25 protein-coding genes are annotated in these 26,951 nt (G+C 68.0%); 13 read left to right on the forward strand and 12 right to left on the reverse strand.

What is annotated here, in order from left to right:
• Positions 1-9: 9 nt before the first annotated feature.
• The 3 genes from purN (at position 10) to ACE3T5_RS02765 (ending at position 3,211) form a co-directional block, all read left to right on the forward strand.
• Positions 10-591, forward strand: a complete 582-nt coding sequence (gene purN / locus ACE3T5_RS02755) for a phosphoribosylglycinamide formyltransferase (protein WP_374664193.1) — start codon at positions 10-12, stop codon at positions 589-591.
• The gene (locus ACE3T5_RS02760) at positions 591-1,862 is read left to right on the forward strand and encodes an RsmB/NOP family class I SAM-dependent RNA methyltransferase (RefSeq protein WP_374664195.1); all 1,272 of its coding nucleotides are present in this window, start codon (positions 591-593) and stop codon (positions 1,860-1,862) included. The genes purN and ACE3T5_RS02760 overlap by 1 nt, the downstream gene beginning before the upstream one ends.
• Positions 1,863-1,999: 137 nt before the next feature.
• Positions 2,000-3,211 (forward strand): fatty acid desaturase, encoded by a 1,212-nt coding sequence (locus ACE3T5_RS02765; RefSeq protein WP_374664197.1) that lies wholly within the window; start codon positions 2,000-2,002, stop codon positions 3,209-3,211.
• A gap of 94 nt (positions 3,212-3,305) precedes the next feature.
• Here ACE3T5_RS02765 and rpmG read toward each other — a convergent pair whose 3' ends face one another.
• The 3 genes from rpmG to trxB all read right to left on the reverse strand — a co-directional run bounded on the left by rpmG (position 3,306) and on the right by trxB (position 4,861).
• A complete protein-coding gene (gene rpmG, locus ACE3T5_RS02770; protein ID WP_193778797.1) occupies positions 3,306-3,476 on the reverse strand; it encodes a 50S ribosomal protein L33 in 171 nt (56 codons plus the stop codon).
• An 18-nt stretch (positions 3,477-3,494) separates the two neighbouring features.
• The gene (rpmB, locus tag ACE3T5_RS02775) at positions 3,495-3,728 is read right to left on the reverse strand and encodes a 50S ribosomal protein L28 (protein WP_043118471.1); all 234 of its coding nucleotides are present in this window, start codon (positions 3,726-3,728) and stop codon (positions 3,495-3,497) included.
• 179 nt (positions 3,729-3,907) lie between these two features.
• On the reverse strand, positions 3,908-4,861 hold the full coding sequence (gene trxB, locus ACE3T5_RS02780; RefSeq protein WP_374664200.1) for a thioredoxin-disulfide reductase: 954 nt from the start codon (positions 4,859-4,861) through the stop codon (positions 3,908-3,910).
• Between the two features lie 157 nt (positions 4,862-5,018).
• Here trxB and ACE3T5_RS02785 point away from each other — a divergent pair, with 157 nt between their 5' ends.
• From ACE3T5_RS02785 to lolA, 3 genes are all read left to right on the forward strand, one after another.
• Entirely contained in the window at positions 5,019-5,693 is a 675-nt protein-coding gene (locus ACE3T5_RS02785) for a Crp/Fnr family transcriptional regulator (RefSeq protein ID WP_374664202.1), read from the forward strand.
• 37 nt (positions 5,694-5,730) lie between these two features.
• Entirely contained in the window at positions 5,731-8,067 is a 2,337-nt protein-coding gene (locus ACE3T5_RS02790) for a DNA translocase FtsK (protein ID WP_374664204.1), read from the forward strand.
• Between the two features lie 79 nt (positions 8,068-8,146).
• On the forward strand, positions 8,147-8,800 hold the full coding sequence (lolA, locus tag ACE3T5_RS02795) for an outer membrane lipoprotein chaperone LolA (RefSeq protein ID WP_374664206.1): 654 nt from the start codon (positions 8,147-8,149) through the stop codon (positions 8,798-8,800).
• A 22-nt stretch (positions 8,801-8,822) separates the two neighbouring features.
• Here the strand turns inward: lolA and ACE3T5_RS02800 are convergent, their stop codons facing one another.
• Positions 8,823-9,194, reverse strand: coding sequence for a hypothetical protein (locus tag ACE3T5_RS02800; RefSeq protein ID WP_374664208.1), 372 nt, complete (start codon positions 9,192-9,194; stop codon positions 8,823-8,825).
• A 27-nt stretch (positions 9,195-9,221) separates the two neighbouring features.
• Between ACE3T5_RS02800 and ACE3T5_RS02805 the strand changes: the two genes are divergently transcribed.
• The 6 genes from ACE3T5_RS02805 (at position 9,222) to ACE3T5_RS02830 (ending at position 15,076) form a co-directional block, all read left to right on the forward strand.
• The gene (locus ACE3T5_RS02805) at positions 9,222-10,511 is read left to right on the forward strand and encodes a replication-associated recombination protein A (RefSeq protein WP_374664210.1); all 1,290 of its coding nucleotides are present in this window, start codon (positions 9,222-9,224) and stop codon (positions 10,509-10,511) included.
• Between the two features lie 248 nt (positions 10,512-10,759).
• Complete coding sequence (locus ACE3T5_RS02810) at positions 10,760-11,689, forward strand: branched-chain amino acid ABC transporter permease (protein WP_374664212.1); 930 nt, start codon at positions 10,760-10,762, stop codon at positions 11,687-11,689.
• Positions 11,690-11,708: 19 nt separating this feature from the next.
• Positions 11,709-12,797 (forward strand): branched-chain amino acid ABC transporter permease, encoded by a 1,089-nt coding sequence (locus tag ACE3T5_RS02815; protein ID WP_374664269.1) that lies wholly within the window; start codon positions 11,709-11,711, stop codon positions 12,795-12,797.
• Between the two features lie 16 nt (positions 12,798-12,813).
• Positions 12,814-13,635: an ABC transporter ATP-binding protein gene (locus ACE3T5_RS02820; protein WP_374664214.1), complete on the forward strand. Its 822-nt coding sequence runs from the start codon at positions 12,814-12,816 to the stop codon at positions 13,633-13,635.
• On the forward strand, positions 13,632-14,348 hold the full coding sequence (locus ACE3T5_RS02825) for an ABC transporter ATP-binding protein (protein ID WP_374664216.1): 717 nt from the start codon (positions 13,632-13,634) through the stop codon (positions 14,346-14,348). Before ACE3T5_RS02820 ends, ACE3T5_RS02825 begins: the two co-directional genes overlap by 4 nt.
• 188 nt (positions 14,349-14,536) lie before the next feature.
• Positions 14,537-15,076: a hypothetical protein gene (locus tag ACE3T5_RS02830; RefSeq protein WP_374664219.1), complete on the forward strand. Its 540-nt coding sequence runs from the start codon at positions 14,537-14,539 to the stop codon at positions 15,074-15,076.
• A 193-nt stretch (positions 15,077-15,269) separates the two neighbouring features.
• On the opposite strand, the gene ACE3T5_RS02835 is transcribed toward ACE3T5_RS02830, so the two are convergent.
• Both ACE3T5_RS02835 and ACE3T5_RS02840 read right to left on the reverse strand, forming a co-directional pair.
• The gene (locus ACE3T5_RS02835; RefSeq protein ID WP_374664221.1) at positions 15,270-16,241 is read right to left on the reverse strand and encodes a Bug family tripartite tricarboxylate transporter substrate binding protein; all 972 of its coding nucleotides are present in this window, start codon (positions 16,239-16,241) and stop codon (positions 15,270-15,272) included.
• A 98-nt stretch (positions 16,242-16,339) separates the two neighbouring features.
• The gene (locus ACE3T5_RS02840; protein ID WP_374664223.1) at positions 16,340-17,383 is read right to left on the reverse strand and encodes a CDP-6-deoxy-delta-3,4-glucoseen reductase; all 1,044 of its coding nucleotides are present in this window, start codon (positions 17,381-17,383) and stop codon (positions 16,340-16,342) included.
• A gap of 37 nt (positions 17,384-17,420) precedes the next feature.
• Between ACE3T5_RS02840 and ACE3T5_RS02845 the strand changes: the two genes are divergently transcribed.
• Positions 17,421-18,359, forward strand: a complete 939-nt coding sequence (locus ACE3T5_RS02845) for an SDR family oxidoreductase (protein ID WP_374664271.1) — start codon at positions 17,421-17,423, stop codon at positions 18,357-18,359.
• Between the two features lie 22 nt (positions 18,360-18,381).
• On the opposite strand, the gene ACE3T5_RS02850 is transcribed toward ACE3T5_RS02845, so the two are convergent.
• From ACE3T5_RS02850 to ACE3T5_RS02875, 6 genes are all read right to left on the reverse strand, one after another.
• Positions 18,382-19,410 (reverse strand): S1C family serine protease, encoded by a 1,029-nt coding sequence (locus ACE3T5_RS02850; RefSeq protein WP_374664225.1) that lies wholly within the window; start codon positions 19,408-19,410, stop codon positions 18,382-18,384.
• Positions 19,411-19,484: 74 nt separating this feature from the next.
• Positions 19,485-20,576 carry a glycosyltransferase gene (locus ACE3T5_RS02855; protein ID WP_374664227.1) on the reverse strand — a complete coding sequence of 364 codons (1,092 nt, stop codon included), beginning with the start codon at positions 20,574-20,576 and terminating at the stop codon, positions 19,485-19,487.
• A gap of 153 nt (positions 20,577-20,729) precedes the next feature.
• Positions 20,730-23,000, reverse strand: coding sequence for a polysaccharide biosynthesis tyrosine autokinase (locus ACE3T5_RS02860; protein ID WP_374664229.1), 2,271 nt, complete (start codon positions 22,998-23,000; stop codon positions 20,730-20,732).
• Positions 22,997-23,443 carry a low molecular weight protein-tyrosine-phosphatase gene (locus tag ACE3T5_RS02865; protein WP_374664231.1) on the reverse strand — a complete coding sequence of 149 codons (447 nt, stop codon included), beginning with the start codon at positions 23,441-23,443 and terminating at the stop codon, positions 22,997-22,999. The genes ACE3T5_RS02860 and ACE3T5_RS02865 overlap by 4 nt, the downstream gene beginning before the upstream one ends.
• Positions 23,440-24,522, reverse strand: a complete 1,083-nt coding sequence (locus ACE3T5_RS02870) for a polysaccharide biosynthesis/export family protein (RefSeq protein WP_374664233.1) — start codon at positions 24,520-24,522, stop codon at positions 23,440-23,442. The genes ACE3T5_RS02865 and ACE3T5_RS02870 overlap by 4 nt, the downstream gene beginning before the upstream one ends.
• Positions 24,523-24,713: 191 nt before the next feature.
• The gene (locus ACE3T5_RS02875) at positions 24,714-26,927 is read right to left on the reverse strand and encodes a YjbH domain-containing protein (protein WP_374664235.1); all 2,214 of its coding nucleotides are present in this window, start codon (positions 26,925-26,927) and stop codon (positions 24,714-24,716) included.
• Between the last annotated feature and the right edge of the window lie 24 nt (positions 26,928-26,951).

The raw sequence follows: 26,951 nt of genomic DNA on the forward strand, positions 1-26,951 counted from the left end.
GCGCCCCAGATGAAGAACATCGTGATCCTGATCTCGGGCGGTGGGTCGAACATGGCTGCCATTGTGCGCGCCGCGCAGCGCGAGGATTGGCGGCGCGTGCACGGGGCGCAGATCGCCGCCGTCATGAGCAACCGGCCGGAAGCCGGCGGGCTGCGCTTCGCTCGGGAGCAGGGCATTGCCACCGACGTGGTGGACCACAAGGCCTTCGCCAGCCGCGAGGCCTTCGACGAAGCCCTGGCGACCGCCATCGACGCCCGGCAGCCGGCCCTGGTGGTGCTGGCGGGCTTCATGCGCATCCTCACGCCAGCCTTCGTGCAGCGCTACGCCGGGCGGCTGCTCAACATCCATCCCTCCCTGCTGCCGGCCTTTCCGGGCCTGCACACGCACCAGCGTGCCATCGAGGCCGGCTGCCGCTTCGGCGGTGCCACGGTGCACCAGGTCACCGCGGAACTGGACCACGGCCCCATCCTCGCGCAGGCGGCGGTGCCGATCCTGCCGGACGACACGGCCGACACACTCGCTGCCCGCGTGCTGACGCAGGAGCATCTCATCTACCCGCGCGCCATCGCGCAACTGCTGCCCACGCTCTGATGCATCCCAAGGCCTTGCTGGACGCCTGCGCCGTGCTCGTGGGCCAGGTCCTGAAGCTGGAACACCCGGCTGACGCGGTGGTGTCGCGCCACTTCCGTGAACACCGTGAACTGGGCCAGCGCGAGCGCGCCACGCTCGCCGAGACGGTGTACGCCGTGCTGCGCTACAAGCTGCGCTTCGAGCACTTCGCCGGCTCGGGCAGCGGCCCGCGCGAGCGGCGGCTGGCCATCCTGGGCTTCTCGGGCGATGGCGACTTCCTGCGCAGCGCGCTGTCGCCGGCGGAGAAGACCTGGCTCGATGCCTGCCAGCAGGTGCCCGAGGCCGAGCTGTCCGAGCGTCACCGGCACAACCTGCCCGACTGGGTGGTGCCGCCGCTGAAGGCGCAGCTGGGCGAAGAGGGTTTCTGGGCGCTGGCGGGCAGCCTGCTGCAGGGCGCCCCGCTGGATCTGCGGGTGAATGCCTTGACGGACAAGCGCGAGGACGTGCGCAAGGAGCTGTCGCTCGCCGGCATCCCGAGCGAGCTGACGCCCTATTCACCCTGGGGCCTGCGGGTCCAGGACAAGCCCGCGCTCACGCGGCTGGACGCCTTCGCCCGTGGCGCGATCGAGGTGCAGGACGAAGGCTCGCAGCTGCTGGCCCTGATCACCGACGCGCGGCGCGGCCAGATGGTGGTGGACTTCTGCGCCGGCGCCGGCGGCAAGACCCTGGCCCTGGGTGCCGCGATGCGCAGCACCGGCCGGCTGTACGCGCTGGATGTGTCGGCGCATCGCCTGGACCAGCTCAAGCCGCGACTGGCCCGCAGCAAGCTCTCGAACGTGCATCCGGTGGCCATCGCGCATGAGCGCGACGACCGCGTCAAGCGCCTGGCCGGCAAGGTGGACCGGGTGCTGGTGGATGCGCCGTGTTCGGGCCTGGGCACGCTGCGCCGCAACCCCGACCTGAAGTGGCGGCAGAAGCCCGCGGACGTGGCGGAGCTGCAGGTGCGTCAGCAGGCCATCCTGGCCAGTGCCGCGCGCCTGCTCAAGCCGGGCGGGCGCCTGATCTACGCCACCTGCAGCATCCTGCCGGACGAGAACGAGCAGGTGGCCGAGGCCTTCAGCGCCGCTCATCCGGGCCTCAAGCCCCTGCCCGTGCAGGGCCTGCTGGAGCAGGCGCGAGTGGCGCAGGCCGCATCGCTCTGCAGCGCCGGGGGTTTGCATCTGCGCTTGTGGCCCCATCTTCATGGGACGGACGGGTTCTTTGCCGCCGCCTGGGAAAAGCCGGGCGGCTGACACAGCTCAACCGTGGCGCGCATTGGATAAAAGAACAGTGCCGCCAATCCGCCCCACCCGTAAAATCGGGTCCACGACTGCGCCCCTCCGGCAGCAGTCGACCCTGCAAGACCCCTCTTCGAAAGAACCCCCCCTCCATGTTGTTACCCGACTGGGCCTTCCTGAACGCGGCGATCGACTGGCTCGCGCACGGCCTGCTGGATCTGACCTGGTGGCAGATCGTGCTGTACACGCTGGTCACCACGCACATCACCATCGCCAGCGTCACCATCTTCCTGCACCGGGCGCAGGCCCACCGCGCGCTGGATCTGCACGCGATTCCCTCGCACTTCTTCCGTTTCTGGCTCTGGCTGAGCACCGGCATGGTCACCAAGGAGTGGGTGGCCATCCACCGCAAGCACCACGCCAAGTGCGAAACGCCCGAAGACCCGCACAGCCCGCAGACGCGCGGCATCGAGACGGTGTTCTGGCAGGGCTCGGAGCTGTATCGCGCGGAGGCCAAGAACCAGGAGACCCTGGTCAAGTACGGCCACGGCACGCCCGATGACTGGATGGAGCGCAACGTCTACACGGCGCACAGCGTGATCGGCGTCTCGCTCATGATGATCATCAACCTGGCGCTGTTCGGCGCGGCCGGCGCGGCCGTGTGGGCGGTGCAGATGATCTGGATCCCGGTCACCGCGGCCGGCATCATCAACGGCATCGGCCACTACTGGGGCTACCGCAACTTCGAGGCGCCCGACGCCAGCACGAACATCTCGCCCTGGGGCATCCTCATCGGCGGTGAGGAACTGCACAACAACCACCACACGTACCCGACCGCGGCGCGCTTCTCGGTCAAGAAGTACGAGTTCGACATCGGCTGGGTCTACATCAGCCTGATGCGCAAGATCGGCTGGGCCACCGTCAAGAAGGTGCCGCCGCGGCTGCGCCTGGGCGAGGTGAAGCCGGTCGCCGACGAGAAGACGCTGGAGGCGCTGATCGCCAACCGCTACGAGGTCATGGCCGGCTATGCGCGTGAGATGCGCGCCGCCTGCAAGACCGAGATCGAGGCCCTCAAGGCCAAGGGCCAGGATTTCTCGCTGCTGAAGTCCGCCAAGCGCTGGCTGCCCCGCGACGAGGACAAGGTGCCCGCCTCGGCCCTGCCGCAACTGGCCCAGGCCCGTGCTGCCTACCCCGCGCTGGACAAGATGGTCACCATGCGCGAGGAACTGCGCCAGATGTGGCTGAACACGAACCAGTCGCGCGAGCAACTCGCTGCCGACCTGCAGGCCTGGTGCCGCCGGGCCGAAGAGAGTGGCGTGGAAGCCCTGCGCCAGTTCTCGCTGCGCTTGCGCGCCGTGCATTGAGCGGAAGCGCGCCCCGTCATTCCCGCATACGCGGGGATGACGAGCACAAAAAAAAGCCCCGCGATGCGGGGCTTTTTTCAGTCAACGAGCCGAATCACTTCAGCTTCATTTCCTTGTACTCGACGTGCTTGCGAGCCTTGGGGTCGAACTTCATGATCGACATCTTCTCGGGCATCGTCTTCTTGTTCTTGCTCGTGGTGTAGAAGTGGCCGGTGCCCGCGGTGGACTCCAGCTTGATCTTCTCGCGGCCGCCTTTGCTTGCCATGGTCGTTCTCCTTCGGGATTAAGCCTGGCCGCGGGCGCGCATGTCTGCGAGCACGGCGTCGATGCCATTCTTGTCGATCAGGCGCAGCGCGGCGCTGGAAACGCGCAGGCGCACCCAGCGGTTCTCGCTCTCGACCCAGAAACGGCGGTATTGCAGGTTCGGCATGAACCGGCGCTTGGTCTTGTTGTTGGCGTGGGAGACATTGTTCCCCACCATCGGGCCCTTGCCCGTCACTTCGCAGACGCGTGCCATCAGCACTCTCCGATTTCTTCGTCACGGCGGCCACCTGTGGCGGTGGGCGCCTCACCTCGCCAGAAAGGGTGGCGGTAACCCATGAAGGCCGTTCTTCGCGCCCCCGTTGCCCGGTGCGCCCTTCAGGCCAAGCCCGCGATTATAGCCAGATCCCCGCCATGAGCGCAGGGCGGGGCGTTTCAGCCCGCCTGCTGCTCCAGGAAGCGCTGGGCGTCCAGCGCGGCCATGCAGCCCGTGCCCGCACTGGTGATGGCCTGGCGGTAGATGTGATCCTGCACGTCACCGGCGGCGAAGACGCCCGGCACGCTGGTCATGGTGGCAAAGCCGTTCAGGCCCGAGCGCGTGACGATGTAGCCGTCCTTCATCTCCAGCTGGCCCTTGAAGATCTCGGTGTTGGGCGAGTGGCCGATGGCGATGAAGCAGCCCTGCAGGGCGAGATCTTCCGTGGCGCCGGTGTTCACGTTCTTCAGCCGCACGCCGGTGACGCCGGTGGCGTCGCCCAGCACTTCATCGAGCGTCTGGAACAGCTTGAGCTCGATCTTGCCTTCGGCCACCTTGGCCATGACCTTGTCGATCAGGATCGGCTCGGCGCGGAACTTGTCACGCCGATGCACGAGATAGACCTTGGAAGCGATGTTCGAGAGGTACAGCGCCTCCTCCACCGCGGTGTTGCCGCCGCCGATGACGCAGGTGGTCTGGCCACGGTAGAAGAAGCCATCACAGGTGGCGCAGGCGCTCACGCCCTTGCCCATGAACGCGGTCTCCGAGGGCAGGCCCAGGTAGCGGGCCGAGGCGCCGGTGGCGATGATCAGCGCGTCGCAGGTGTACTCGCCGCTGTCGCCCTTGAGCGTGAACGGGCGGCGCGAGAAATCGACCGTATGGACGTGGTCGAAGACGATCTGCGTCTTGAAGCGCTCGGCGTGCTCCTGGAAGCGCTGCATCAGCTCGGGCCCCTGCACGCCGTGCACATCGGCCGGCCAGTTGTCGACCTCGGTCGTGGTCATGAGCTGGCCGCCCTGGGCGATGCCGGTGATGAGCACCGGGTTGAGGTTGGCGCGGGCGGCATAGACGGCGGCGGTGTAGCCGGCGGGGCCGGAGCCGAGGATCAGGACTTGGGCGTGCTGGGTGGTCATGGTGCATGTCCTGTATGGGAAACCATACAGGTCGGTGTACATTTCGGGCCGGGTCGCCGAGTATCAACCCTGGCAGGCACGGCAAGTGCTTTCCGATATCAATCCGGGCGATTGTAAGAACCCATGGCGGTCGCCCGCGGCAGAAGGGACTTGAAACATGTCGATGCTTTCCAACCTGGAACTGATCCGGCGGGTGCCGCTCTTCGCGCTGCTCACCTCGGTTCAGGCGGAGGCCGTGGCCGACGCGATCGTCAAGCGGCGTTTCAAGCGCGGCGAGGTCATCGTCGAGCAGGGCGAGAAGTCGAACACGCTGTTCATCATCCTCACCGGCCGCGTGCGCGTGATCACCTCCGACAAGCGCGGCCGCGAGGTCATTCTCGCCACGCTCAACCCGGGTGACTACATCGGCGAGATGAGCCTCATCGACAACGAGCCCCACTCGGCCACCTGCCGCGCCGAGGTGCAGACCGACATGCTCACCCTGGGCCGGGCGGAGTTCGCCCGCTGCCTGCCCGAGAACAGCTCGATGGCCTACGCCATCATGAAGGGCCTGGTGCAACGCCTGCGCCACGCGGACCGCAAGATCGAGTCGCTGGCGCTGATGGACGTGTATGGCCGCGTGGCCCGCGCCCTGCTGGAGTTCGCCCAGCCCGACCGCGAGGGCGTCATGACCATCCGGGAGCGCATTTCTCGTCAGGACATTGCCAAAATGGTCGGCGCCTCGCGCGAAATGGTCAGCCGCGTCATGAAAGACCTGGAGGACCGCGGCTTCATCGAGACCCGCGAGGACGGCTCCATGGTCGTCAAGGAACGGCTGACCACGCTGGGTTGAGGCCCGCGCGCGCCGGGCCGCGCGACAATCGCGCCCGATGACGTATTCGCTGCACACGCTCCAGAACACCGCGCCGCCCCCGCCGCGCGCCGGGCTGGCCCGCTTCACGCATGAGGCCGCGCTGGTGGCCACCGCCTGCGGCCTGCTCTTCTGGGCCCTGGCCCTGCTCAGCTACTCGCCGCTGGACGCGGCCTTCTCCACCTCGGGCGCCGGCGGTGCCACCCGCAACTGGGGTGGACGCCTCGGCGCCTGGCTGGCCGATGGCAGCTACTTCCTGCTGGGCTTCTCGGTCTGGTGGTGCCTGGCCGCCGGCGCGCGCGCCTGGGTGGCCTCGCTCGCCCGCTGGTTGCGCGGCGGCGCCGACGCCGCGGATGCCGCGCCCGCTGCCGGCGGCGTGCTGCGCGCACGCCTCGGTTTCTGGCTGGGCCTGGGCCTGCTGCTGCTGGCCAGCACCGGCCTGGAATGGACGCGCCTGTACCGGCTGGAAAGCCGCCTGCCCGACCACGCGGGTGGTGCCCTGGGCTGGCTGGTGGGCCCAGCCGGCATGCAGTGGCTCGGCTTTGCGGGTTCCGGCCTGATCTTCGTTGCCCTGCTGGTGGCGGGGGCCGCGCTGGTGTTCCGCTTCTCCTGGAGCGCCGTCGCCGAGCGCATCGGCGCCACCATCGACGGCTACTTCGAGCAGCGCCGCGAGCGCCGCGAGATGGCCGAAGACCTGGCCTACGGCCAGCAGGCCGCGCGCGAGCGCGAGGAGGTGGTGCAGGTCGAGCGCGTGGTGATCGAGGAGCACCACCAGGCCAAGCCGGTGCACATCGAGCCGGTCGTGGTGGACGTGCCGCGCAGCGAGCGCGTGGCCAAGGAGCGGCAGAAGCCGCTGTTCTCCGAACTGCCGGACAGCCGGCTGCCGCAGGTGGACCTGCTGGACGCCGCCTCCGGCCGCCAGGAGACGGTGCCCGCCGAAACGCTGGAGATGACCTCGCGGCTGATCGAGAAGAAGCTCAAGGACTTCGGCGTCGAGGTACGCGTGGTCGCGGCGGCGCCCGGGCCGGTGATCACGCGCTACGAGATCGAGCCCGCCACCGGCGTGAAGGGCTCGCAGATCGTCAACCTCGCCAAGGATCTGGCGCGCTCGCTGTCGCTCGTGTCGATCCGCGTGATCGAGACCATCCCGGGCAAGAACTTCATGGCGCTGGAGCTGCCCAACGCCAAGCGGCAGTCGATCCGCCTGTCGGAGATCCTGGGTTCTGCTGCCTACAACGAGGCCCGCTCCATGCTGACCATGGGCCTCGGCAAGGACATCGTGGGTCACCCCGTCGTGGCGGACCTGGCGAAGATGCCGCACGTGCTGGTGGCCGGCACCACCGGATCGGGCAAGTCGGTGGGCATCAACGCCATGATCCTCAGCCTGCTGTACAAGGCCGAGGCGCGCGACGTGCGCTTGCTGATGATCGACCCCAAGATGCTGGAGATGTCGGTCTACGAGGGCATCCCGCACCTGCTGGCGCCCGTGGTGACCGACATGAAGCAGGCCGCCAACGGCCTGACCTGGTGCGTGGCCGAGATGGAGCGCCGCTACAAGCTGATGTCCAAGCTCGGCGTGCGCAACCTGGCCGGCTACAACGCCAAGATCGACGAAGCCAAGGCGCGCGGCGAGTTCATCTACAACCCGTTCTCGCTCACGCCGGAAAGCCCCGAGCCGCTGGAGCGCCTGCCCTACATCGTGGTGGTGATCGACGAGCTGGCCGACCTGATGATGGTGGTCGGCAAGAAGATCGAGGAGCTGATCGCCCGCCTGGCGCAGAAGGCGCGCGCGGCCGGCATCCACCTGATCCTGGCCACACAGCGGCCCAGCGTGGACGTGATCACGGGTCTCATCAAGGCCAACATCCCCACGCGCATCGCCTTCCAGGTCTCCAGCAAGATCGACAGCCGGACCATCCTCGACCAGATGGGTGCCGAGGCGCTGCTGGGCATGGGTGACATGCTCTACATGGCCAGCGGCACGGGCTTGCCGGTGCGCGTGCACGGCGCGTTCGTGAGCGACGACGAGGTCCATCGCGTGGTGGCCTATCTCAAGCAGCAGGGCGGCGAACCGAACTACATCGAGGGCGTGCTCGAAGGCGGCACGGTCGATGGCGAAGACGGCGCGCCGGGCGCGGCCGGTGAGGGCAGCGGCGAGGCCGATCCGCTGTACGACCGTGCGGTGGAGGTGGTGCTGAAGAACCAGAAGGCCAGCATCTCGCTCGTGCAACGCCACCTGTCCATCGGCTACAACAAGGCCGCGAACCTGCTGGAGGCGATGGAGAAGGCGGGCCTGGTGAGCCCGATGAACGCGCGCGGCCAGCGTGAGATCCTGGTGCCGGGCCGATCCGAATAGGCGACTGCGCAGCCCTGGCGCGCCTGAACTTCCCGCCCGCAAAGCGACCCAACCTCCGTCTGCCACGAGCGAATCGTCCATGCGTTCCCTGTTGCCCTGCACCCGCCGTCTGGCGCTCGTCCTGCTCGCTGGCACGGCCGTCACGGCCCATGCAGGCCCGCTGGAAAGCCTGGAAGAGTTCGTGCGCAGTGCCCGCAGCGGGCGCGCCGAGTTCACCCAGGTCGTCACGGCGCCGGGGCGCGACGGCCAGGCGCCGCGCACGCGGCGATCCAGCGGCACCTTCGAGTTCCAGCGGCCGGACCGCTTCCGCTTCGTCTACCGCGAGCCCTTCGCGCAGACGCTGGTGGCGGATGGCCAGACGCTGTGGCTGCACGACGTGGACCTGAACCAGGTCACCGCCCGCAAGCAGGCGGGTGTGCTGGCCAGCACGCCGGCCGCGCTGATCGCCGCCGCGCCGGATCTGCAGGCCATCCGGCGGGATTTCGAGCTGCTGGCCCTGCCCGACCAGGGGGGTCTGCAGTGGGTGCAGGCGACGCCCCGCAACCGTGAGGGGCAGGTGGCCAGCATCAAGGTGGGGTTGCGCGGTGACGCGCTGGCGGCGCTGGACATCCTGGACAGCTTCGGCCAGCGCTCGGTGCTGACGTTCACCGGCTTCCAGCTGAATCCGGCACTGGCCGCGGACACGTTCCGCTTCACGCCGCCAAAGGGGGCGGATGTGATCCGGCAGCCCTGAGGGGATCGCTGGGGTTGCCCGATCAAATCTCCCGCGCGATCTGGTCCAGCGCCTTGCGCTCGATGAATTCGTCCATGCGCGAGAGCAGGCGCCACCACTCGGACCCGTCCTCCCGATAGACGCGGATGGCGCCCGCACGCACCAGGATCTTGCGCAACTCGTCGTCGGCAAAGCCGCCCAGGTGGTTGCGCAGGGCCTCGAAGCTGCGGTCGGTGAAGCCCTTGTGGCTGAGGAAGTGGCGCGCCGTTTCCTCCGCCATGTACTCCACCTTGTGCTGCTCACGCAGCATGCGCAGCTGGTGGGCATGCTGCTGGCGATTCAGCAGGTACGAGATGCCGCCGCCCACCAGCGCCCCGCACAGGGCGGACAAGGCAGACCAGAGCGCGGCTTCCATGGTGGGGTCGGACTATAAACTGACGCCATGGCGCCGCAAGACCCCTCCCATGCTCCCCTGGCGGAGCGCCTGCGCCCGCGCTCGCTGGGCGAGGTGATCGGCCAGGCGCACCTGCTGGGCGAGGGCATGCCGCTTCGCATCGCCTTTGAATCCGGGCGCCCGCACAGCTGCATCCTGTGGGGCCCGCCCGGCACCGGCAAGACCACCATCGCGCGGCTGATGGCGGACGCCTTCGAGGCGCAGTTCCTCGCCATCAGCGCGGTGCTGGGCGGCGTGAAGGACATCCGCGAGGCGGTGGAACAGGCCCTGGTGGCGCAGGCCCACGGCCGGCGCACCATCGTCTTCGTCGACGAGGTGCACCGTTTCAACAAGAGCCAGCAGGATGCCTTCCTGCCGCACGTCGAATCGGGCCTGTTCACCTTCGTCGGTGCCACCACGGAGAACCCGTCGTTCGAGGTCAACTCGGCCCTGCTGTCGCGCGCTGCGGTGTACGTGCTGCAGCCGCTGGCAGAGGAGGACCTGCGTCGCATCGTGGAACGCGCGCAGGCCATCGGCGCCGTGCCCGCCATCGAGACCGCGGCGCTGGACAGGCTGCTGGCCTATGCGGATGGCGACGCGCGCCGCCTGCTCAACACGCTGGAGACCCTGGCCGTGGCAGCCTCGAGCGAGCGGCGCGAGACCATCGACGACGCCTGGCTGCTCAAGGTGCTGGGCGAGCGCATGCGCCGCTACGACAAGGGCGGCGAGCAGTTCTACGACACCATCAGCGCGCTGCACAAGTCGGTGCGCGGCTCCGACCCCGATGCCTCGCTCTACTGGTTCGCGCGCATGCTCGATGGCGGGGCCGATCCGCGCTACATCGCCCGCCGGCTGATCCGCATGGCGACGGAAGACATCGGCCTGGCCGATCCGCGCGCGCTTCGGCTCGCGCTGGATGCGGCCGACGTGTATGAGCGTCTGGGCTCGCCCGAGGGCGAGCTGGCGCTGGCCGAGGCGGTGGTCTTCCTGGCCATGGCGCCCAAGTCGAACGCGGTCTACAAGGCCTACAACGAGGTGCGCGCGCTGGTGAAGAAGGATGGCACCCGGCCGGTGCCCCTGCACCTGCGCAATGCGCCCACGCGCCTGATGAAGGATCTGGGCTACGGCCGCGACTACCGCTATGCCCACGACGAGGCCGATGGCTTCGCGGCGGGCGAGAGCTACTTCCCGGATGGCCTGCGGCCTGAGCCGCTGTATCGCCCGGTGGAGCGCGGCCTGGAGATCCGCATCGCCGAGAAGCTGCGCGAGCTTCGACGGCGCAATGATCAGCCGCGCTAATCAACCCGCAAAGCACCTGCGCAGGCCCTGTTGCCCAGGGAAAACCCCCGCCGCCAGAGGGGCTGGCGCGTCAGGTGCCCCCGCTACAATCCCGCCGCACAACCCGCCCACGGATCCGCTTGGCGGGTTTTTTGCTAGATGGAGAGACGCCCCACAAGGGCGCGGTCTGCAAGAAAGTGAACGACCCCGGCGTGATCCAGGGGTCGTGCCAGCCGGCCTGGCCCGGCGAAGAAACGGAGAGCATCTCTATGGACATTCTGCTGCAGCAGATCATCAACGGTCTGGTCCTCGGCAGCATGTATGCCTTGGTGGCCCTGGGCTACACCATGGTGTACGGCATCATCAACCTCATCAACTTCGCCCACGGTGAGGTGCTGATGGTGGGGGCGCTGACAAGCTGGTTCATCATCACGCAGGCGCAGGCCGCCATGCCCGGCCTGCCCGGGTGGCTGCTGCTGATCGTGGCGCTGGTCATCTCGTGCATCGTGGCCGCCGCGCTGAACTTCACCATCGAGAAGGTGGCCTACCGGCCGCTGCGCAACAGCCCCAAGCTGGCACCGCTCATCACCGCCATCGGCATGTCGATCCTGCTGCAGACGCTGGCGATGATCATCTTCAAGCCGAACTACAAGCCCTATCCCACGCTGCTGCCGGCCGCGCCCATCCAGGTGGGTGGCGCGGTGATCACGGCCACGCAGATCATGATCCTGGGCATGACGGCCGTCTCGCTGGCCGTGCTGATGTACCTGGTGAACTACACGAAACTGGGCCGCGCCATGCGCGCCACGGCCGAGAACCCGCGCGTGGCCGCGCTGATGGGCGTGAAGCCCGACATGGTGATCTCGGCCACCTTCATCATCGGCGCGGTGCTGGCCACCATCGCCGGCGTGATGTACGCCTCCAACTACGGCACGGTGCAGCACACCATGGGCTTCCTGCCCGGGCTGAAGGCCTTCACCGCGGCGGTGTTCGGCGGCATCGGCAACCTGGCCGGTGCGGTGGTGGGTGGCGTTCTGCTGGGGCTGATCGAATCCATCGGCTCCGGCTACCTGGGCGTGCTCACCGGGGGCGTGTTGGGCAGCCACTACGTGGACATCTTCGCCTTCATCGTGCTGATCATCATGCTCACGCTGCGGCCCTCGGGCCTGCTGGGTGAGCGCGTGGCGGACCGCGCGTAAGGGGGAACGCATCATGCTGATCAAGCAGAACAAGACCTGGGTCTGGGTGGCCACCGCCATCGGCCTGCTGGTGCTGCCGCTGGTGCTGCAGGCGGCCGGCAACTTCTGGGTGCGCATCGCCGATTTCGCGCTGCTCTACGTGCTGCTGGCCCTGGGCCTGAACATCGTGGTGGGCTACGCCGGCCTGCTGGACCTGGGCTTCGTCGCCTTCTTCGCCATCGGCGCCTACATGTACGGCCTGATGGCCTCGCCGCACCTCTCGGAATCGTTCCAGTGGTTCGCGCAGATGTTCCCGAACGGGCTGCATACCTCCATCTGGCTCGTGATTCCACTTGGGGCGGCGCTGGCGGGCATCCTGGGCGTGCTGCTGGGAGCGCCCACGCTCAAGCTGCGCGGGGACTACCTGGCCATCGTCACGCTGGGCTTCGGTGAAATCATCCGCGTGTTCATGAACAACCTGGACCACCCGGTGAACATCACCAACGGCCCCAAGGGCCTGGGCCAGATCGATTCCATCAGCATCCTGGGGCTGAACTTCGGCAAGCGGCTGGAGATCTTCGGCTACGAGCTCGCCTCGGTCACGCTCTACTACTACCTCTTCCTGGCGCTGGTGGTCATCAGCGTGATCATCTGCCACCGGCTGGAGGTCTCGCGCATCGGCCGCGCCTGGATGGCCATTCGTGAGGACGAGATCGCGGCCAAGGCCATGGGCATCAACACCCGCAACATGAAGCTGCTGGCCTTCGGCATGGGCGCCACCTTCGGCGGCGTCTCGGGCACCATGTTCGCGGCCTTCCAGGGCTTCGTCTCGCCGGAATCCTTCAGCCTGATGGAGTCGGTGATGATCGTCGCCATGGTGGTGCTGGGCGGCATCGGCCACCTGCCGGGCGTGATCCTCGGCGCGGTGCTGCTCTCGGCCCTGCCCGAGGTGCTGCGCTGGGTCTCGGGCCTGATGGACCTGCAGGCGCTCACTGGCGGCCGGCTGGATGCCTCCATCCTGCGCCAGCTGCTGATCGCGCTGGCCATGATCATCGTGATGCTGCTGCGTCCGCGCGGCCTGTGGCCGACGCCGGAGCACGGCAAGGCGCTGCAGCCGGCGGGCCGCTGAGGGGAGGGCGCACACCATGGCAGAAGTCGTTCTCCGCGTCGCGGGCATCTCCAAGCGCTTCGGCGGGCTGCAGGCCCTGTCGGACGTGGGCCTCACCATCGAGCGGGGCCAGGTCTACGGGCTGATTGGCCCCAACGGCGCCGGCAAGACCACGTTCTTCAACGTGATCACCGGCCTGTACACGCCCGACAGCGGCACCTTCGAGCTGGCGGGCAAGCCCTACAAGCCCACCGCCGTGCATGAGGTCGCCAAGGCCGGCATTGCGCGCACCTTCCAGAACATCCGGCTCTTCGCGGACATGACCGCACTGGAGAACGTGATGGTCGGCCGGCACATCCGCACCCAGTCGGGGTTGCTGGGCGCCATCCTGCGCACCCAGTCGTTCAAGGACGAAGAGGCCGCCATCGCCAAGCGCGCGCAGGAACTGCTGGATTACGTGGGCATCGGCAAGTTTGCCGAGTACAAGGCCCGCACGCTCTCCTACGGCGATCAGCGCCGGCTGGAGATCGCCCGCGCCCTGGCCACGGACCCGCAGCTCATCGCCCTGGACGAGCCGGCCGCTGGCATGAACTCGACCGAGAAGGTGGTGCTGCGCGAGCTGATCGACCGCATCCGCAACGACAACCGCACCATCCTGCTGATCGAGCACGACGTGAAGCTGGTCATGGGCCTGTGCGACCGCGTGACGGTTCTCGACTACGGCAAGCAGATCGCCGAAGGCACGCCCGCGGACGTGCAGCGCAACGAGAAGGTGATCGAGGCCTACCTGGGCCACAGCCACAAGCCGACCACGACGGCGCCCGCCGCCGAACCGGTGGCCAGCGGGGAAGAAGAATGAGCGAAACGCTTCTGAAGGTGAACGGCCTGAAGGTCGCCTATGGCGGCATCCAGGCGGTGAAGGGTGTGGATTTCGAGGTGCGCCAGGGTGAACTGGTCACACTGATCGGCTCCAACGGCGCCGGCAAGACCACCACCATGAAAGCCATCACAGGTCTGTTGCCAATCAACGACGGCAACATCGAGTACCTGGGCAAGAGCATCCGGGGCCGCGGCGCCTGGGATCTGGTGAAGGAAGGCCTTGCCATGGTGCCCGAGGGCCGGGGCGTCTTCACCCGCATGACCATCACCGAGAACCTGCAGATGGGCGCCCACATCCGCAACGACAAGGCGGACATCGCGGCCGACATCGACAAGGTCTTCGGCATCTTCCCGCGCCTGAAGGAGCGGAAAGACCAGCTCGCCGGCACCATGTCGGGCGGGGAGCAGCAGATGCTGGCCATGGGCCGCGCCCTGATGAGTCGGCCCAAGGTGCTGCTGCTCGACGAGCCCTCCATGGGCCTCTCGCCCATCATGGTCGACAAGATCTTCGAGGTGGTACGGGATGTGCATGGCCAGGGTGTCGCCATCCTGCTGGTCGAGCAGAACGCCAGCCGCGCGCTGGAAATCGCCGACCGCGGCTACGTGATGGATTCCGGGCTGATCACCATGTCGGGGGACGCGAAGCAGATGCTGACGGACCCGAAGGTGCGGGCTGCCTACCTGGGCGAATGACACGGAAAGCCCGGCTTGTTCGCATGGCGGCCTTGCACTGCTGGCATTGCCGGGTAAACTGTGCGAGAACGTAACACTGCGAAGAGGGGTTTCTCATGAACATGGCGAAGTTTGGTTGGGCTGCAGCGCTGGCTGCGGCTGTGGTGGTAGCGGCCTGCGGTGGCGGGGGCGGCGACGCTCCAGTCGCCGTGGCGGCAACGGACGTGGCCGTGCCCGCGAGCAAGACGACCGTGGCGGCCATCTCTGGCGCCACGCTCAACTTCCCGGCGGTGCCGGCGCTGGGCACCACCGGCACCACCACGCTGAAGATCGAAACCCCGGTCGTGGGCACCGGTGCCAGCGCCACCATCGGCACGCCGACCTTCACGCTCACCTCGGCCGGCAACACGGCCTCCGGTGAAATGAGCTTCGGCTCGTGCATCTTCATCATCCGCGCCTCCACCTTCCCGGCCGATCACCCGCTGGCCCTGGGCAAGACCCTCACGGTCAACCCCTGCGAGACGGACATCGACACCTCGGGCGCGCCGGCCAACGGCTCTACCAACGCGTTTGACGCTTCGCTGCAACTGGGCAACACCAGTTCGCAGCCGGTCACCGTGCCGGTCACGCTGCAGCCCAATGGCGCCGTCATCCTGAGCCTGCCGCCCAGCATTGCCGCCGTGCTGCCACCTGGCTTCCAGGTGAACGCGGGCACCATCACCATCCAGCAGGTGACCGGCGGGGGTTGATGCCCCTGGCACCTGAGGTGCCCCAACAACGAAAAGGCCCTGCCAACCGGCAGGGCCTTTTTTATTGCGAGGCGATCATCGCTGAACGCTGGGGTTTCGCTGACGCTCCACCGCCAGCCTACGACGGCGAAACCGCTGATGGGTTGTTCGTAGGCTGGGGTGCAACCCCAGCGTTTCGCCAGCCAGACGACGTTCAGTCCACCTTCGCGCCCGACGCCTTCACCACCTTTTCATACTTGGCCAGTTCCGCCCGCATGAACGCGCCGAACTCCTCCGGCGTGTTCGCCACGGGTTCGGCCATCAGCGCGGCAAAGCGCGTCTTGGCCTCAGGGGTCTGAAGGCCCGCCACGAAGGCCTGGTTCAGCTTCTGCGTCACCTCGCGTGGCAAGCCCGCCGGGCCCACCAGGCCCCACCAGGTGTCGATGGCGAAGCCCTTCAGCGTGTCGGCCACCGGCGGCACCTCAGGCAGGTTGGGCGAGCGTTGCAGGGTGGTCACCGCCAGTGCCTTGAGCTTGCCGGCGCGGATGTTGGCCGCGGCCGTGGCCAGGTTGTCGAAGTTGAAGTCCACCTGCCCTGACAGCAGCGCCAGTTGCGCCGGGTTGCCGCCGTTGTAGGGAATGTGCACGGCGAAGATGCCCGCATCGCGCTTGAACATCTCACCGGCCAGGTGGCCCGCGCTGCCGTTGCCGCCGCTGCCGTAATTCAGCTTCGCCGGGTTGGCCTTGGCGTACGCGATCAGGTCCCCCAGGGAGTTGATCTTCAGGCGAACCGCGGTGTCGGCGTTCATCACCAGCACGTTGGGCACGCGCAGCATCTGGGTGATGGGCGTGAAGTCCTTCGCCGCGTCGTACGGCATCTTCGAGAACAGCCAGGGGTTGATGGCATGCGTGGCCACCGCCGCGATGCCGATGGTCAGGCCGTCTGGCGCCGCCTTGGCCACCGCGTCGGCGCCAATGTTGCCACCGCCACCCGGCCGGTTTTCAATGACCACCGTGCCCAGGGTGTCCTTCACCCGCTCGGCCAGCAGCCGGGCCGTCACGTCGATGGGCCCGCCGGGCGCGTAGGGCACGATCAGGCGGATGGGGCGAGCCTGGGCGTGCACGGCAGGCACAGCCAAGGCGATGGGGGCCGCCGCGGCGGCTGAGAGGAGGGTTCTGCGTTTCATGGCCCCATTGTGGCCAATCCGGCATGGTGTTTTGAATGGGTGGGAACGCTGGGGTTGCGCTGCACTCCACCCCAGCCTACGCAGGACCAGCCACCAACCTAGGCCGGATCCCTGTGCTTGTCGGCCTCGGTCGTGAACGAATCCGCGTAGAACTCATCGGCCGGCAGGCCGCACTGCGCCGAAAACTCCGCCCGCGCCGAATCCACCACGATCGGTGCGCCGCAGGCATAGACCTGGTGGCCCGACAGATCCGGCCAATCGGCCATCACCGCCTTGTGCACGAAGCCCGTGCGAACCGCCCATGCATCCTCCGGCAGGGCATCGGACACCACTGGCACATAGCGCAGCCACGGCAACTCCGCCTGCCGCTCACGCACCCAGGCATCCATGTACAGGTCTGCCGGGCGGCGGCCGCCCCAGTACAGCGTGGCCGGCCGCTGGTTGCCCTTGGACTGCAGGTGCTCGATGAGCGCCTTGATCGGCGCGAAGCCGGTGCCCGAAGCCAGCAGGATCATGGGTTTGTCGGATTCCTCCCGCAGGTAGAAGCTGCCGTAGGGCCCCTCCACGCGCAGGATCTCCTTCTCCTTCATGGCGCCGAACACGTGATCCGTGAACTTGCCGCCCGGCATGTGGCGGATGTGCAGCTCCACATGCGGGCCGTTGTGCGGCGCGTTCGCCATGGAATACGAGCGTCGCGCGCCATCGCGCAGAATGAACTCGACGTACTGCCCGGCGTGGTAGCGGAACACGTCGTTGGCCGGCAACTGCAGCGTGATGATCATCACGTCGTGCGAGGCCTTGTGCAGCGCCGTCACGCGCGAGGGCATCTTCTTGATCGGGAAGGCGCTTTCGTCGGTGACCTGGCGTGACTCCAGCGTCACATCCGTCTGCGGCACGGCGCAGCAGGCCAGCACGTAGCCGGCAGCTTCTTCGTCGGCGGACAAGGCCTTGCTCTGGTGCGGCCCGTGGATGACCGTGCCATCGAGCTTCTTGCACTTGCACGAGCCGCAGGCGCCGTCCTTGCAGCCATAGGGCATGCCCACGCCCTGGCGGATGGCGGCGGCCAGGATGGCCTCCCCCGCATCCACCTGGAACTGGCGGCCGCTGGGCTGCACGGTGATCTGGAAGGGGGCGGCGCTCATGCTTCGCTATCCTGTCGACATTGCAAGAGCCCGGATTGTGCCCTCAAACCAGACCCCCCTCGGCGCGCTGCCGGCCCGCTTCCGGCGCGCGCGCGTCCTGATCGTCGGCTGTGGCGATGTCGGCATGCGTGTCGTGCGCGAGTTGCCGGACAGCGTGCGCGTGCTGGCGTTGACTTCTTCCCCGGGCCGCAACGCCGCCTTGCGCGCCCAGGGTGTGACGCCCGTCGTCGGGGACCTGGATGACCCTGGCACGTTGCGACGACTGGCGGGGCTGGCCGGCCGCGTGATTCATCTCGCGCCGCCGCCGTCCGGCCAGGAGACGGCTTCACACACGGATCCCCGCACCGTGGCCCTGCTGCGTGCGCTGCGGCTGCGCGCAGCCCCGCGCGTGATCGTCTACGGCTCCACCACCGGTGTCTACGGCGATTGCGGCAGCCAGTGGGTGGACGAATCCCGGCGTACCGCACCTGGGACTGATCGGGCGCGGCGCCGCGTGCACGCGGAGCAGCAGGTGCGCGCCTTCGGTCGCCTGTCTGGTACACGCACGACGATCCTGCGCATCCCCGGCATCTATGCACCCGACCGGCCCGCTGGAACACCGCGTGAAAGGCTGCTTCGCGGCACGCCTGCCCTGCGGCAGCCCGACGACGTGTACACCAATCACATCCATGCCGACGACCTGGCGCGCGCCCTGATCGCCGCCTGCTGGCGCGGGCGTGCGCAGCGTGTGGTGCATGCCAGTGACGACAGCGACCTGCGCATGGGTGACTACTTCGATTTCGCCGCAGATCTCTACGGCCTGCCGCGACCGCCGCGCATCAGCCGCGACGAGGCGCGGGAGCGCCTGTCGCCGATGTTGCTCAGCTTCATGAGCGAGTCCAGGCGCCTCCTGAACCGACGGCTGAAGGAGGAGTTGCGCGTCCGCTTGCGCCACCCGACAGTGGCGACGGGACTTGCCGGCAGCGACCAGGGTTGAGGAGCCGCCCCGGATCGTCAGGTCAGATGCCGGCGGGCCTGCGCAGCGTCTTCATGCGGTCCATGGCCTTGATCGTGATCTGCCGGACCTCCGCACCCTGCAGCACGGTGAGGCGGATCTCGTCGTCGGGGTTGGGGTGCGCCCAGATGCGCTTGTAGAAGGCCTCGAGCGTGCTCACCTTTTCGCCATCGACGGCCAGCACCAGGTCGCCGGTGGCCAGTCCCGCCGACTGGGCCGGACTGTCGGCGTTCACGCGGACGATCTGCACCCGGCCCCCCTGCTCGGTGGAGGTGACGCCCAGCCAAGGGCGCCTGCTGGCGGCCGAAGAGCCGGTGCGCTCCAGTTCCGGCAGGATCGGCCTGAGCAGGTCGACCGGCACGAACAGGTTGCCAGGCACGCGGCGGCTGTCGCCCAGGACGTCGCCGATGAACAGGCTGCCGATGCCCAGGAGTTCGCCGCGCTCATTGAACAGCGGCGCCCCGCTGTGGTTGCGTACGGGTGGGCTGGTGAACAGCGCCGACTCGATGTGGTACTCCCAGTAGCCGGAGAACGGGCGCTTGCTCACGAGCCGGGCCATGGTGACGTCGGCTTCCTCGCCACCCACGGACACCATGACCGAGTCGCCCGCGCGGGCCTGCACGGCCGACCCCAGGGGCACGGGTGCCACGCCCCGTAGGGGAACCAGGGGGCGCAGCAGCCCGAAGCCGGTGGCGAGGTCATAAGCCACTGCGCGGGCCGGCAGGGCCTTGTCGTCCTGGGTGACGATCTGGATCGTCTCGGCTTCGAGCAGCAGGTAGCCGATCGTCAGGATCAAGCCGTCGGGCCCGATCACCACGCCTGAGCCTGCGCGCTCACGGCCCAGCGACTCGGCCGAGCGGGCCCCCTCGGCCGCGACGACCTGTACCCCCACGACCGCCGCATGGGCGCGGGTGAGGGCGTCCATCATCGCCTGATAGGCGGGCGTCTGCGGGGCCGCTTGCAGCCCGCCGGCGGCGGCCAGCGCAAGGGTGAAAGTCGTTCCGATCCGCAGCAGGATGCGACGCGTCAGCATGGCCAGCACCTCCTTCACTGCGCAAAAGCATGCGCCATTCGCGGCAGCGCGGCAAGACGCCGGCGCAATGGCCCTCAGGCCGGATGCGTCTTCAGCTCAGCTGCCTCGGGTGCCAGCCACAGCCGCCGGTAGGCAAAGTGGTAGAGGAGCACGAAGCCGATCAGGCAAGGCAGCAGCACGGAGGGCTGACGGTAGAACGCAACCGCCGGCACGAGCGGCAGCAGGGCACCGCCCCACATCACGATGGACACCGCCGAATTGCAGAGACTGGGGTGCAGACGGGCCAGCCGCGGCTGCACGAGTCGTGTGGCCACCAGGCTGTGCAGGTGGGCGCGATCCGGCGCACCGGGCGACAGGCGCTGCCGGCGCCGGCGAAGGATGCTGTAGAGCACCTCGATGGACGGATAGGCACACAGCAGAACGGCGGCCCACGGCGAGACCCGCGGGTTGCGAGCCAGCAGTTCCACGCAGAGCCAGGCCAGCGCGAAGCCCGCGAAGTAGGCGCCGCCATCCCCCAGGAACAGGCGTCCCCAGGGAAAATTCACGACCATGAAGCCCACCATGGCGGCGGCCACCAGCAACGCCGCGATCGACAAGGCCTGATCCCCGGCGTGGAAGGCAATGGCGCTCAAGGCCAGCAATGACCAGGTCACGGTGCCGCTGGCCAGCCCGTTGAAGCCGTCGATGATGTTGATCGCGTTGGCGATGCCCCCTGCCGCAAAGCCCGTGAACAGCACGGCCAGGGGCCAGAACGCGAGCAGGGTGTCCGCCATCGGCACGCCGGTGCGGTTGAGGGCGAGCCCGGTCCACAGGCTGGCGACGATGCCGCTGCTGATGGTGATCAGCAGGCGGGGCAGCACGCCGACGCGCTTGGTGAGGTCTTCCGCCAGGCCGATGCCCAATGCCAGCAGGCCTGCCACCAGTACCGTGCCCAGAATGCGCCGCGCGTCGCCCTCCGGTACCAGCGACCAGGCCGCGGTGCATGCGACCAGCAAGGCCAGGCCACCCACGCGGGGAACCGGCTGCACGTGGAACTTCTGCACCGTGCCGGGATGATCCATCATGAAGTGGCCCCAGCGGTGGGCCACATGGACCAGCGCGACACCCATGACATAGGCGCCACCCACGGCGGCCGCGATGGCCCAGAGCAGATTGACTGACGACACGGTGATGCTTCCTTCGCGGGCGCAACCGACAACGGATCGGTGGCCTCCCCTTTTGAAGCAATCTATTTCAATGCGTGACCAATCGCAACGCGTCGCCCCTGTCCGCTTCGAGGAATCGCTACAAATTCACGGCACTGCGCGACTGAAGTCATTTCACTGACCGTGAGGCGTGTACTTGTACTGCCGGTAGCGGTAGCCACCGTACCGATAGCCATAGCTGCCATAGTGCCGGCGCGACAGATCCATGGCATTGAAGAGGACGCCGCTCACCGTCTTGCCTGACTGGGCAAGGCGCTTGGCACTTTCGTTCAGCTCGCCCATCTGGGTGACGTCGGCGCGAGCCACCAGCAGCACCGTCCCGGCTTGCGCCGCCACAGAAAGCGTGTCAGCCGCCACGAGCACCGGAGCAGTGTCGATCACCACCAGGTCGTAGTGGTTCGAGAACCATTCCAGCAGCTTGACCAGGGAGCCCTTCATCATCATCTCGGAAGGGTTGGGGGGCAGCACGCCAGTGGACAGGACGTCGAGGTTGGGCAGCACCTGCTGGTGCACCGCATCCACCGGCTTGATGGCGCCGGTCATCAGCTCGGTCAGGCCATTGGCGCGCGGCAGGCCGAAGTAGTGATTGAGGTAGCCCTTGCGCAGATCGGCGTCGATCAGCAGCACGCGCTTGCCGGCGCTGGCGAGCACCGCGGAAAAGTTGGCGGAAATGAAGCTCTTGCCGACGCCCGGCGTGGCGCCGGTGATCAGCACACGGTTGTTCGGCGCGTCGAGCATCGCGAACTGCAGCGCCGTGCGCAGGCTGCGCAGGCTTTCCACCGCGGGGTCCTGCGGCATGGCGTGCGCGAGCACGTGCATGCCCGGTTCGCGAGCCTCCACCTTGCGCGCCAGCAGATCCTGGCCCGGGCTCAAGGGCACCGTGCTGTACACGTTGAGGCCCGTATGCGCCTCGATTTCCTGCGGGTCGCGCACGCCACGGAAGAACGCATTGCGCGCCAGGGCCAGCATGATGCCGCCCAGCAGGCCCAGCGCCATGGCAATGGCCAGGACGAGCGAGCGCTGCGGCTTGACGGGGTCTTCGGGCAGAACGGCTTCGTCGATCAGGCGGACATTGCCGATCTTGCCTTCGCGGACCAGCTGCAGTTGCAGGGCGCTGTTGCGCAGGCTCTGGTACAGCTCGTTGTTGACCTTGACATCGCGTTCGAGCCGCACGGCGTCCTGCTGCACGGAGGGCAGGCCTCGGATGCGCTCGTTCAGGTTGGCGATCTCGCGTTCCCAGGCCTTGATCTGGTCATCGAGGGTGCGCACCAGCGGGTGGTCGGGCGTGAACCGCGAAACCAGGTCGCGGCGCTTCTGCTGAGCCTCCAGCAGGCGGCCCTGCATGTCGACCGAGCGGTTCAGCACCAGCTTGGCCTCTTCGTCCAGGGCCACCGTGCCCTGCTGGTTGCGGTACTTGTTGTAGGCCTCTTCGGCCTGGTCGAGCTGCTTCTTGAACTGGGGCAGCTGCACCTCCAGGAACTGCAGCGTCTTCTGGGCTTCGGCCGCCTTGCGCTCGATGTTCTGCCGCACGTACTGGCGACCGATCTCGTTGAGCACCAGCGTGAGCCGGCGCGGATCCGCGCTTTCCAGGGTGGCTTCGATGACGCCCGACTGGCGCCCCTTCTCGGCGAGGCGCAGCTGGTTCTGCAGCGACTGGATGGCCGCCAGCCGGGACTGGCGGGTCACGTTGAACTGGGCGCCCGGCCGGCCAGCCAGTTCGGAGACGACCAGGGTGAGGGATCCCTTGGGCGTGGAGGCCTTGAGGGGCACGCCCGCCTGGCCCTGCAGCGGCGCATCGAGCAGCGGGTGCGTCAGGGTGTAGCTGCCACCGGAGCCGGCCGTCAGCCGGAATGTCGATCCGTCGAGATCGACCGGCACGTCAAAGGCGGTGACCTCGATCTTCTCGGCGCCGGAGACATAGCCGTCCACGCCCAGGAAGCCGGGCTCCGACAGCGCCTCGGTCCGGCTGGCCATCCAGCGACCGATGATCGGCACGTAGCGCGGCCGGGCATCGATGTACATGAGGCTGCTGTCCACGGCCTGCCCGATCACCATGCGGGATCGCAGGATCTCCATCTCCGCGGTGGCGGCGGTCTTGACGTCGAAGAGGCTGGCGGCCTCGCCCAGGACGCTCTTGGCCGAGCCACCGGCGGAGTCCTCGACCTGGATGAGCAGGTTGGCCTTGTAGATCGGTCGCGCCAGCAGGGCATAGGCGCCGCCGACCGCCAGCGCGAGCGCGGTCACGATGGCGATCAGCCAGCGGCTGTCGACGAGGATGTCCCAGTACTCGACCAGGTTGATCTCGTCGTCTTCCACCGGTTGCGGCGCAACGGCCGGAGAGGGCCCCGTTGCAGTCTGCTGGTGCAGGGGATGGGGTGCGTTCATGCGGATGCCCGGGCGAGTTGTTCGATGCGCTTCAGCCATTCGCGCACCCCTGCCTCGAGGAGGGCGAGCGAAATCCGGAAGACACTTTCGGACTGCCGGTAGGGATCCGGCACGTCCTGCTTGATGAATTCTCCGACCCGGAAGATGCGCCCGCAGGCTTGCGGGTAGCTTTCCTCCAGCCGCCGGCGCTGGTCATTGTCCATGGTGAGCACCAGATCGGCGCGCAGGCACATGTCGCGGCTGACCTGCAGGGCGCGATGCCCGGAGATGTCGATGCCCCGTTCGGCCATCAGGCGGACAGCGGTCTCGTCCGCCGGACTGCCGACGAGGGCGCCCAGCCCGCTCGATGCCACCCTGGCGCGCGGCAGGGCACGCTGCAGCAGTCCCTGGCCCATGGGACTGCGGCAGATGTTGCCCTCGCACACGACCAGGATGCTGTTCATGGGTTCACGATCTGGCGCCCGATGTTGACCGTCTGCGCGCTCGGCAGGATCAGGCTGACGATCCGGTTCCACTGGACCAGCGGAACCGGGTCGATGTAGACCACGTCGCGCGGCCGCAGCGGAAAGGCTTCCGCCAGGGCGAGTGCGCTCGGGCTGCCGGCGTTCAGGTGGAAGATCGCCGGCAGGCCGTCGCCGACATGCCGGATCACGTAGATCTGGCTGGTGTTGGCCGTATTGAGGTTGGGGCCGCCGGCCTCGCCGAGGGCTTCGTTGAGGGTGAGCCGGCCATTGCGCATGGGCATGGCCGACGGGCGCATGATCTCGCCCATCACGAACACCTTGCGCTCCTCACGGTTGCGCACCGTGACCAGGTCGCCGGGTTCCAGCAGGATGCGGTTCGGGTGCACCCCCAGTTCCTGCAGGCGCAACAGGTCGATGACCGTCGTGACGTCCTTGCGGGAGAGGGTGACGAAGGACCGGTCGCCCGCGGGCGTGACGCCACCGGCGCGATTGATGGCCTCGGTCAGCGTCATGGGCACGTCCGTGAAGATCTGCGTGCCCGGATTGCGGACTTCGCCCTCCACGTAGGCGCGCCGGCTGCGGAAGGACGTGATCCGCACCGTCACCTGCGGGTTCTTGATGACCTTGCCGATGCGCTGGGCGATCAGCTCGGCCGCCTCGGCCTCGGTCAGGCCGGCGACCTTCACGCGGCCGGCATGCGGAAAGAACACCTGCCCGGCGCTGTCGACGATGAAGCCGGGCGCGCTGCTGATGCCGGTGGGGTCGGTGGTGCCGCCGATCACCTGGCCCGCGGTCGGCAGCAGTTCCGGATGGTCATACACGATGATGCTGATGATGTCGCTCGGACCGATCGTGTAGGGCTTGGGTTCGGCGAACAACCGCTGGACCGGCAGGGGAATGCCCTCCGGCCGGGCATCGGCCTGGGCCTTGACCAGCGCCGGCGTGATCGGCGTGATCACGCCCTGCGGCGGCTGGTTCACATCCGAGGGCACGTACTGGCCCAGCGTCACGCTGGTGCGCAGCTTGGGATCCGTGAAGTCGAATCCGGGTGCCGTCACGACGGCGCAGCCTTGTGCCATCAGGACGAACAGGCAAGCACCGGTAGTCGCCAACCAGCTGGAAGTGGCCTTGTGCATATTCCCCTTATCTCGCGCGAACGGAGTCGAAACTGTAACTTAGTGTTTGCCCAACGCATGCCGGCGGCCACCATGAAGAGGCCGGAAGTGTGCGAACTTGCCGCATACGGGCCCTAGCGAGCGGCGTCCCGGATGCGGCGGATGTTGTCTTCGAAATAGTGCAACCCGGAACGGTCGGCGTTGAAGACCGCATCCAGCGAGGGGGCAGGCGGGAAGACGCCATAGCCGCTGACCACGTTGTTCGTGGTGTTGCCGACCACCGTGTTGATGCCGTGGGTGAATCTCGGCGTGCCGGTCAACTGCACCAGGCCGGGGTCCATGTCGCGGCGGGGGCCGATCGGAACCGACACTTCCAGTCCCACGAAGCTGCGCGCCGCCGAGTTGTCGAACTTGGTGCGCCGGTAGAAGACACCGACCGAGAGATCGGTGAACCACTGGCGCATGGCGAGCTGCGCGCCGACATCATTGTTCATGAACTGCCCGGCGGTCGCCTCCAGGTAGGTGCGTGTGGCGGCGACACTGTAGCGGTACTGGGCCAGCACCGGCCGGGCCGTGCGCGGCTCGCCGGGGACCAGGCCGAAGTCGGCATTGCGGAAGTAGCCCACCTGTCCGGTCAGGCGGTGCAGGCCCTCGCCTGGTTCCCAGCGCACACTGCCCAGCGCGCCGTCGAAGTGGTGGCCGATGCGCCCGACCGTGGCCTGCGCGTAGACCGCCCCCAGGCCCAGGCGGCGGGCGCGGATCGGGTCGTTGGGGGCGAACCAGGCTTCGGCCGGCAGGCGCAGGGTCTGGGTGAAGGTCAGCCGCTCGGTGCCGTTGCGGATGCGGCGGGTGCCGAAGACCTGGCCAGCCTGGTAGTTGTCGGAGCGGGTCAGCTCCTGGTCGACGCGCCATTCGGCGTCGGCGCCGGCCCAGAGCGGCAGGCGGAAGCCGAGGTTGACGCCAGCCGAGTAGTCGAAGGTGCCGACTTCCGTGGCGACGTTGGTCCGAAGCACCGGGGACAGGCCCACGCGCAAGGTGCGGTTGCTGGGCTGCGCGTTGCGCACGATCCAGGCCGCCCCTTCCTGGAAGGGGTCGAGCGCGCCCGTGCCCGGCGTGGACAGTTCACCCGCCGGACAGGTGGGCGTGTCCTTCTCGATCCACTGCAGCAGGCAATCCGTCTGGCCGGTCACGGCCACCAGGCCGATCTGGCGCTGGGTCAGGATGAACCGGTAGGCAGTCTTGCCGTTGCCGAGCGTCCGGCCGACCGCGCCGAGCGCAGCACCCAGGGCATCGAGGCTGTTCCAGTTGTAGGTGGCGTTGTTGGCGCGGGCCACGACCGAGCCGTCCGGCATGCGGCCGACCCAGATGTCCTCCAGGCCGCGGCCGCGCAAGGCATCGGCCAGCCGCTGCAGATCTGCGTCGGTGGGGGCGGCGGCCGTGACTGCAGGGGCAGGGGCCATGGTGGCCGGTGGCGGCGCCGCAGGCGCCGCGGCGGGCGGTACACCCGTGGTCGCCTGCGCTGAGGGGACACGCGCCTCGTAGGCCGGCAGGGGCAACTGCTGCACCGCCAGGCCCGGTGCGGGGGCTCGCTCCGCGCTGCCCCGCAACGGTGGCACCTTGTACAGCGGGATGGAGACACCCGCGGTGAACCAGTTGCGCTCGGTCAGGTTGCTGCTGGTCAGCCGCTGGTTCAGGCCGACGTAGGCCTTCCAGCCCTCCGGCAGCCAGGTCGCCGGCGCGAGCAGCCGCACGCCGGCCCAGGCGTTGCTGTCCGTGTACTCCAGATGCCCGCGGACCCAAGGCAGGGGCTGCCAGGCGGCAGCGAGGAAGGGGCCGTGAAGGGGCGATTGCCTGAGGGGCGAACTCACGGCGGCGCGTCGCGCGAGGCCCGCGCTCAGCTCGTAGGGGCCCTCGTTGAAGGTGGCGACGCCGTAGTAGCTGCGGAAGTTGGTGGCAGCGCCACCGAAGTCGGTCACGCCGGCGGCGATGCGGAAGCGGCCCGCTGTGTCGAGTCCGATGCCTGCTTTGACAGAAACCGAGAGGTCACGCGGACCGCGGCAAGGGCCTGTGAAGCAGTTGGTGTTCAGTTCGGCCGTCGCGATGCGACCCACCACCTCCATGTTCGGCAGCAGGCCGAAGCCCAGCACGTAGTTGTGGCCGGCGGGGTTGGACCGGATGCCGGGCATCTGGTTGTCATAGGTCGCCTCCATCGTGCCCCAGTGCAGCAGATGAGCGGAAGGCGTGATACCGAGCCCCGTGAAGCCGGCCTGCGTGAGCGTGGTGTCGAGCGCCCAGGCAGTCGGGGTGGCCAGGACGATCGTGGCGTAGAGGGGGAGGGCGCGACGCACGGGAATGGAGCGGACAAAGATTCG

This window comes from Ramlibacter sp., assembly GCF_041916345.1.
Taxonomy (GTDB): domain Bacteria; phylum Pseudomonadota; class Gammaproteobacteria; order Burkholderiales; family Burkholderiaceae_C; genus Ramlibacter.

Bases quoted from the DNA above. Each gene is read 5' to 3' on its own strand.
- purN (WP_374664193.1), top strand. From the start codon at position 10: ATGAAGAACATCGTGATCCTGATCTCGGGCGGTGGGTCGAACATGGCT.
- ACE3T5_RS02760 (WP_374664195.1), top strand. From the start codon at position 591: ATGCATCCCAAGGCCTTGCTGGACGCCTGCGCCGTGCTCGTGGGCCAG.
- ACE3T5_RS02765 (WP_374664197.1), top strand. From the start codon at position 2,000: ATGTTGTTACCCGACTGGGCCTTCCTGAACGCGGCGATCGACTGGCTC.
- rpmG (WP_193778797.1), bottom strand. From the start codon at position 3,476: ATGGCAAGCAAAGGCGGCCGCGAGAAGATCAAGCTGGAGTCCACCGCG.
- rpmB (WP_043118471.1), bottom strand. From the start codon at position 3,728: ATGGCACGCGTCTGCGAAGTGACGGGCAAGGGCCCGATGGTGGGGAAC.
- trxB (WP_374664200.1), bottom strand. From the start codon at position 4,861: ATGACCACCCAGCACGCCCAAGTCCTGATCCTCGGCTCCGGCCCCGCC.
- ACE3T5_RS02785 (WP_374664202.1), top strand. From the start codon at position 5,019: ATGTCGATGCTTTCCAACCTGGAACTGATCCGGCGGGTGCCGCTCTTC.
- ACE3T5_RS02790 (WP_374664204.1), top strand. From the start codon at position 5,731: ATGACGTATTCGCTGCACACGCTCCAGAACACCGCGCCGCCCCCGCCG.
- lolA (WP_374664206.1), top strand. From the start codon at position 8,147: ATGCGTTCCCTGTTGCCCTGCACCCGCCGTCTGGCGCTCGTCCTGCTC.
- ACE3T5_RS02800 (WP_374664208.1), bottom strand. From the start codon at position 9,194: ATGGAAGCCGCGCTCTGGTCTGCCTTGTCCGCCCTGTGCGGGGCGCTG.
- ACE3T5_RS02805 (WP_374664210.1), top strand. From the start codon at position 9,222: ATGGCGCCGCAAGACCCCTCCCATGCTCCCCTGGCGGAGCGCCTGCGC.
- ACE3T5_RS02810 (WP_374664212.1), top strand. From the start codon at position 10,760: ATGGACATTCTGCTGCAGCAGATCATCAACGGTCTGGTCCTCGGCAGC.
- ACE3T5_RS02820 (WP_374664214.1), top strand. From the start codon at position 12,814: ATGGCAGAAGTCGTTCTCCGCGTCGCGGGCATCTCCAAGCGCTTCGGC.
- ACE3T5_RS02825 (WP_374664216.1), top strand. From the start codon at position 13,632: ATGAGCGAAACGCTTCTGAAGGTGAACGGCCTGAAGGTCGCCTATGGC.
- ACE3T5_RS02835 (WP_374664221.1), bottom strand. From the start codon at position 16,241: ATGAAACGCAGAACCCTCCTCTCAGCCGCCGCGGCGGCCCCCATCGCC.
- ACE3T5_RS02840 (WP_374664223.1), bottom strand. From the start codon at position 17,383: ATGAGCGCCGCCCCCTTCCAGATCACCGTGCAGCCCAGCGGCCGCCAG.
- ACE3T5_RS02850 (WP_374664225.1), bottom strand. From the start codon at position 19,410: ATGCTGACGCGTCGCATCCTGCTGCGGATCGGAACGACTTTCACCCTT.
- ACE3T5_RS02860 (WP_374664229.1), bottom strand. From the start codon at position 23,000: ATGAACGCACCCCATCCCCTGCACCAGCAGACTGCAACGGGGCCCTCT.
- ACE3T5_RS02865 (WP_374664231.1), bottom strand. From the start codon at position 23,443: ATGAACAGCATCCTGGTCGTGTGCGAGGGCAACATCTGCCGCAGTCCC.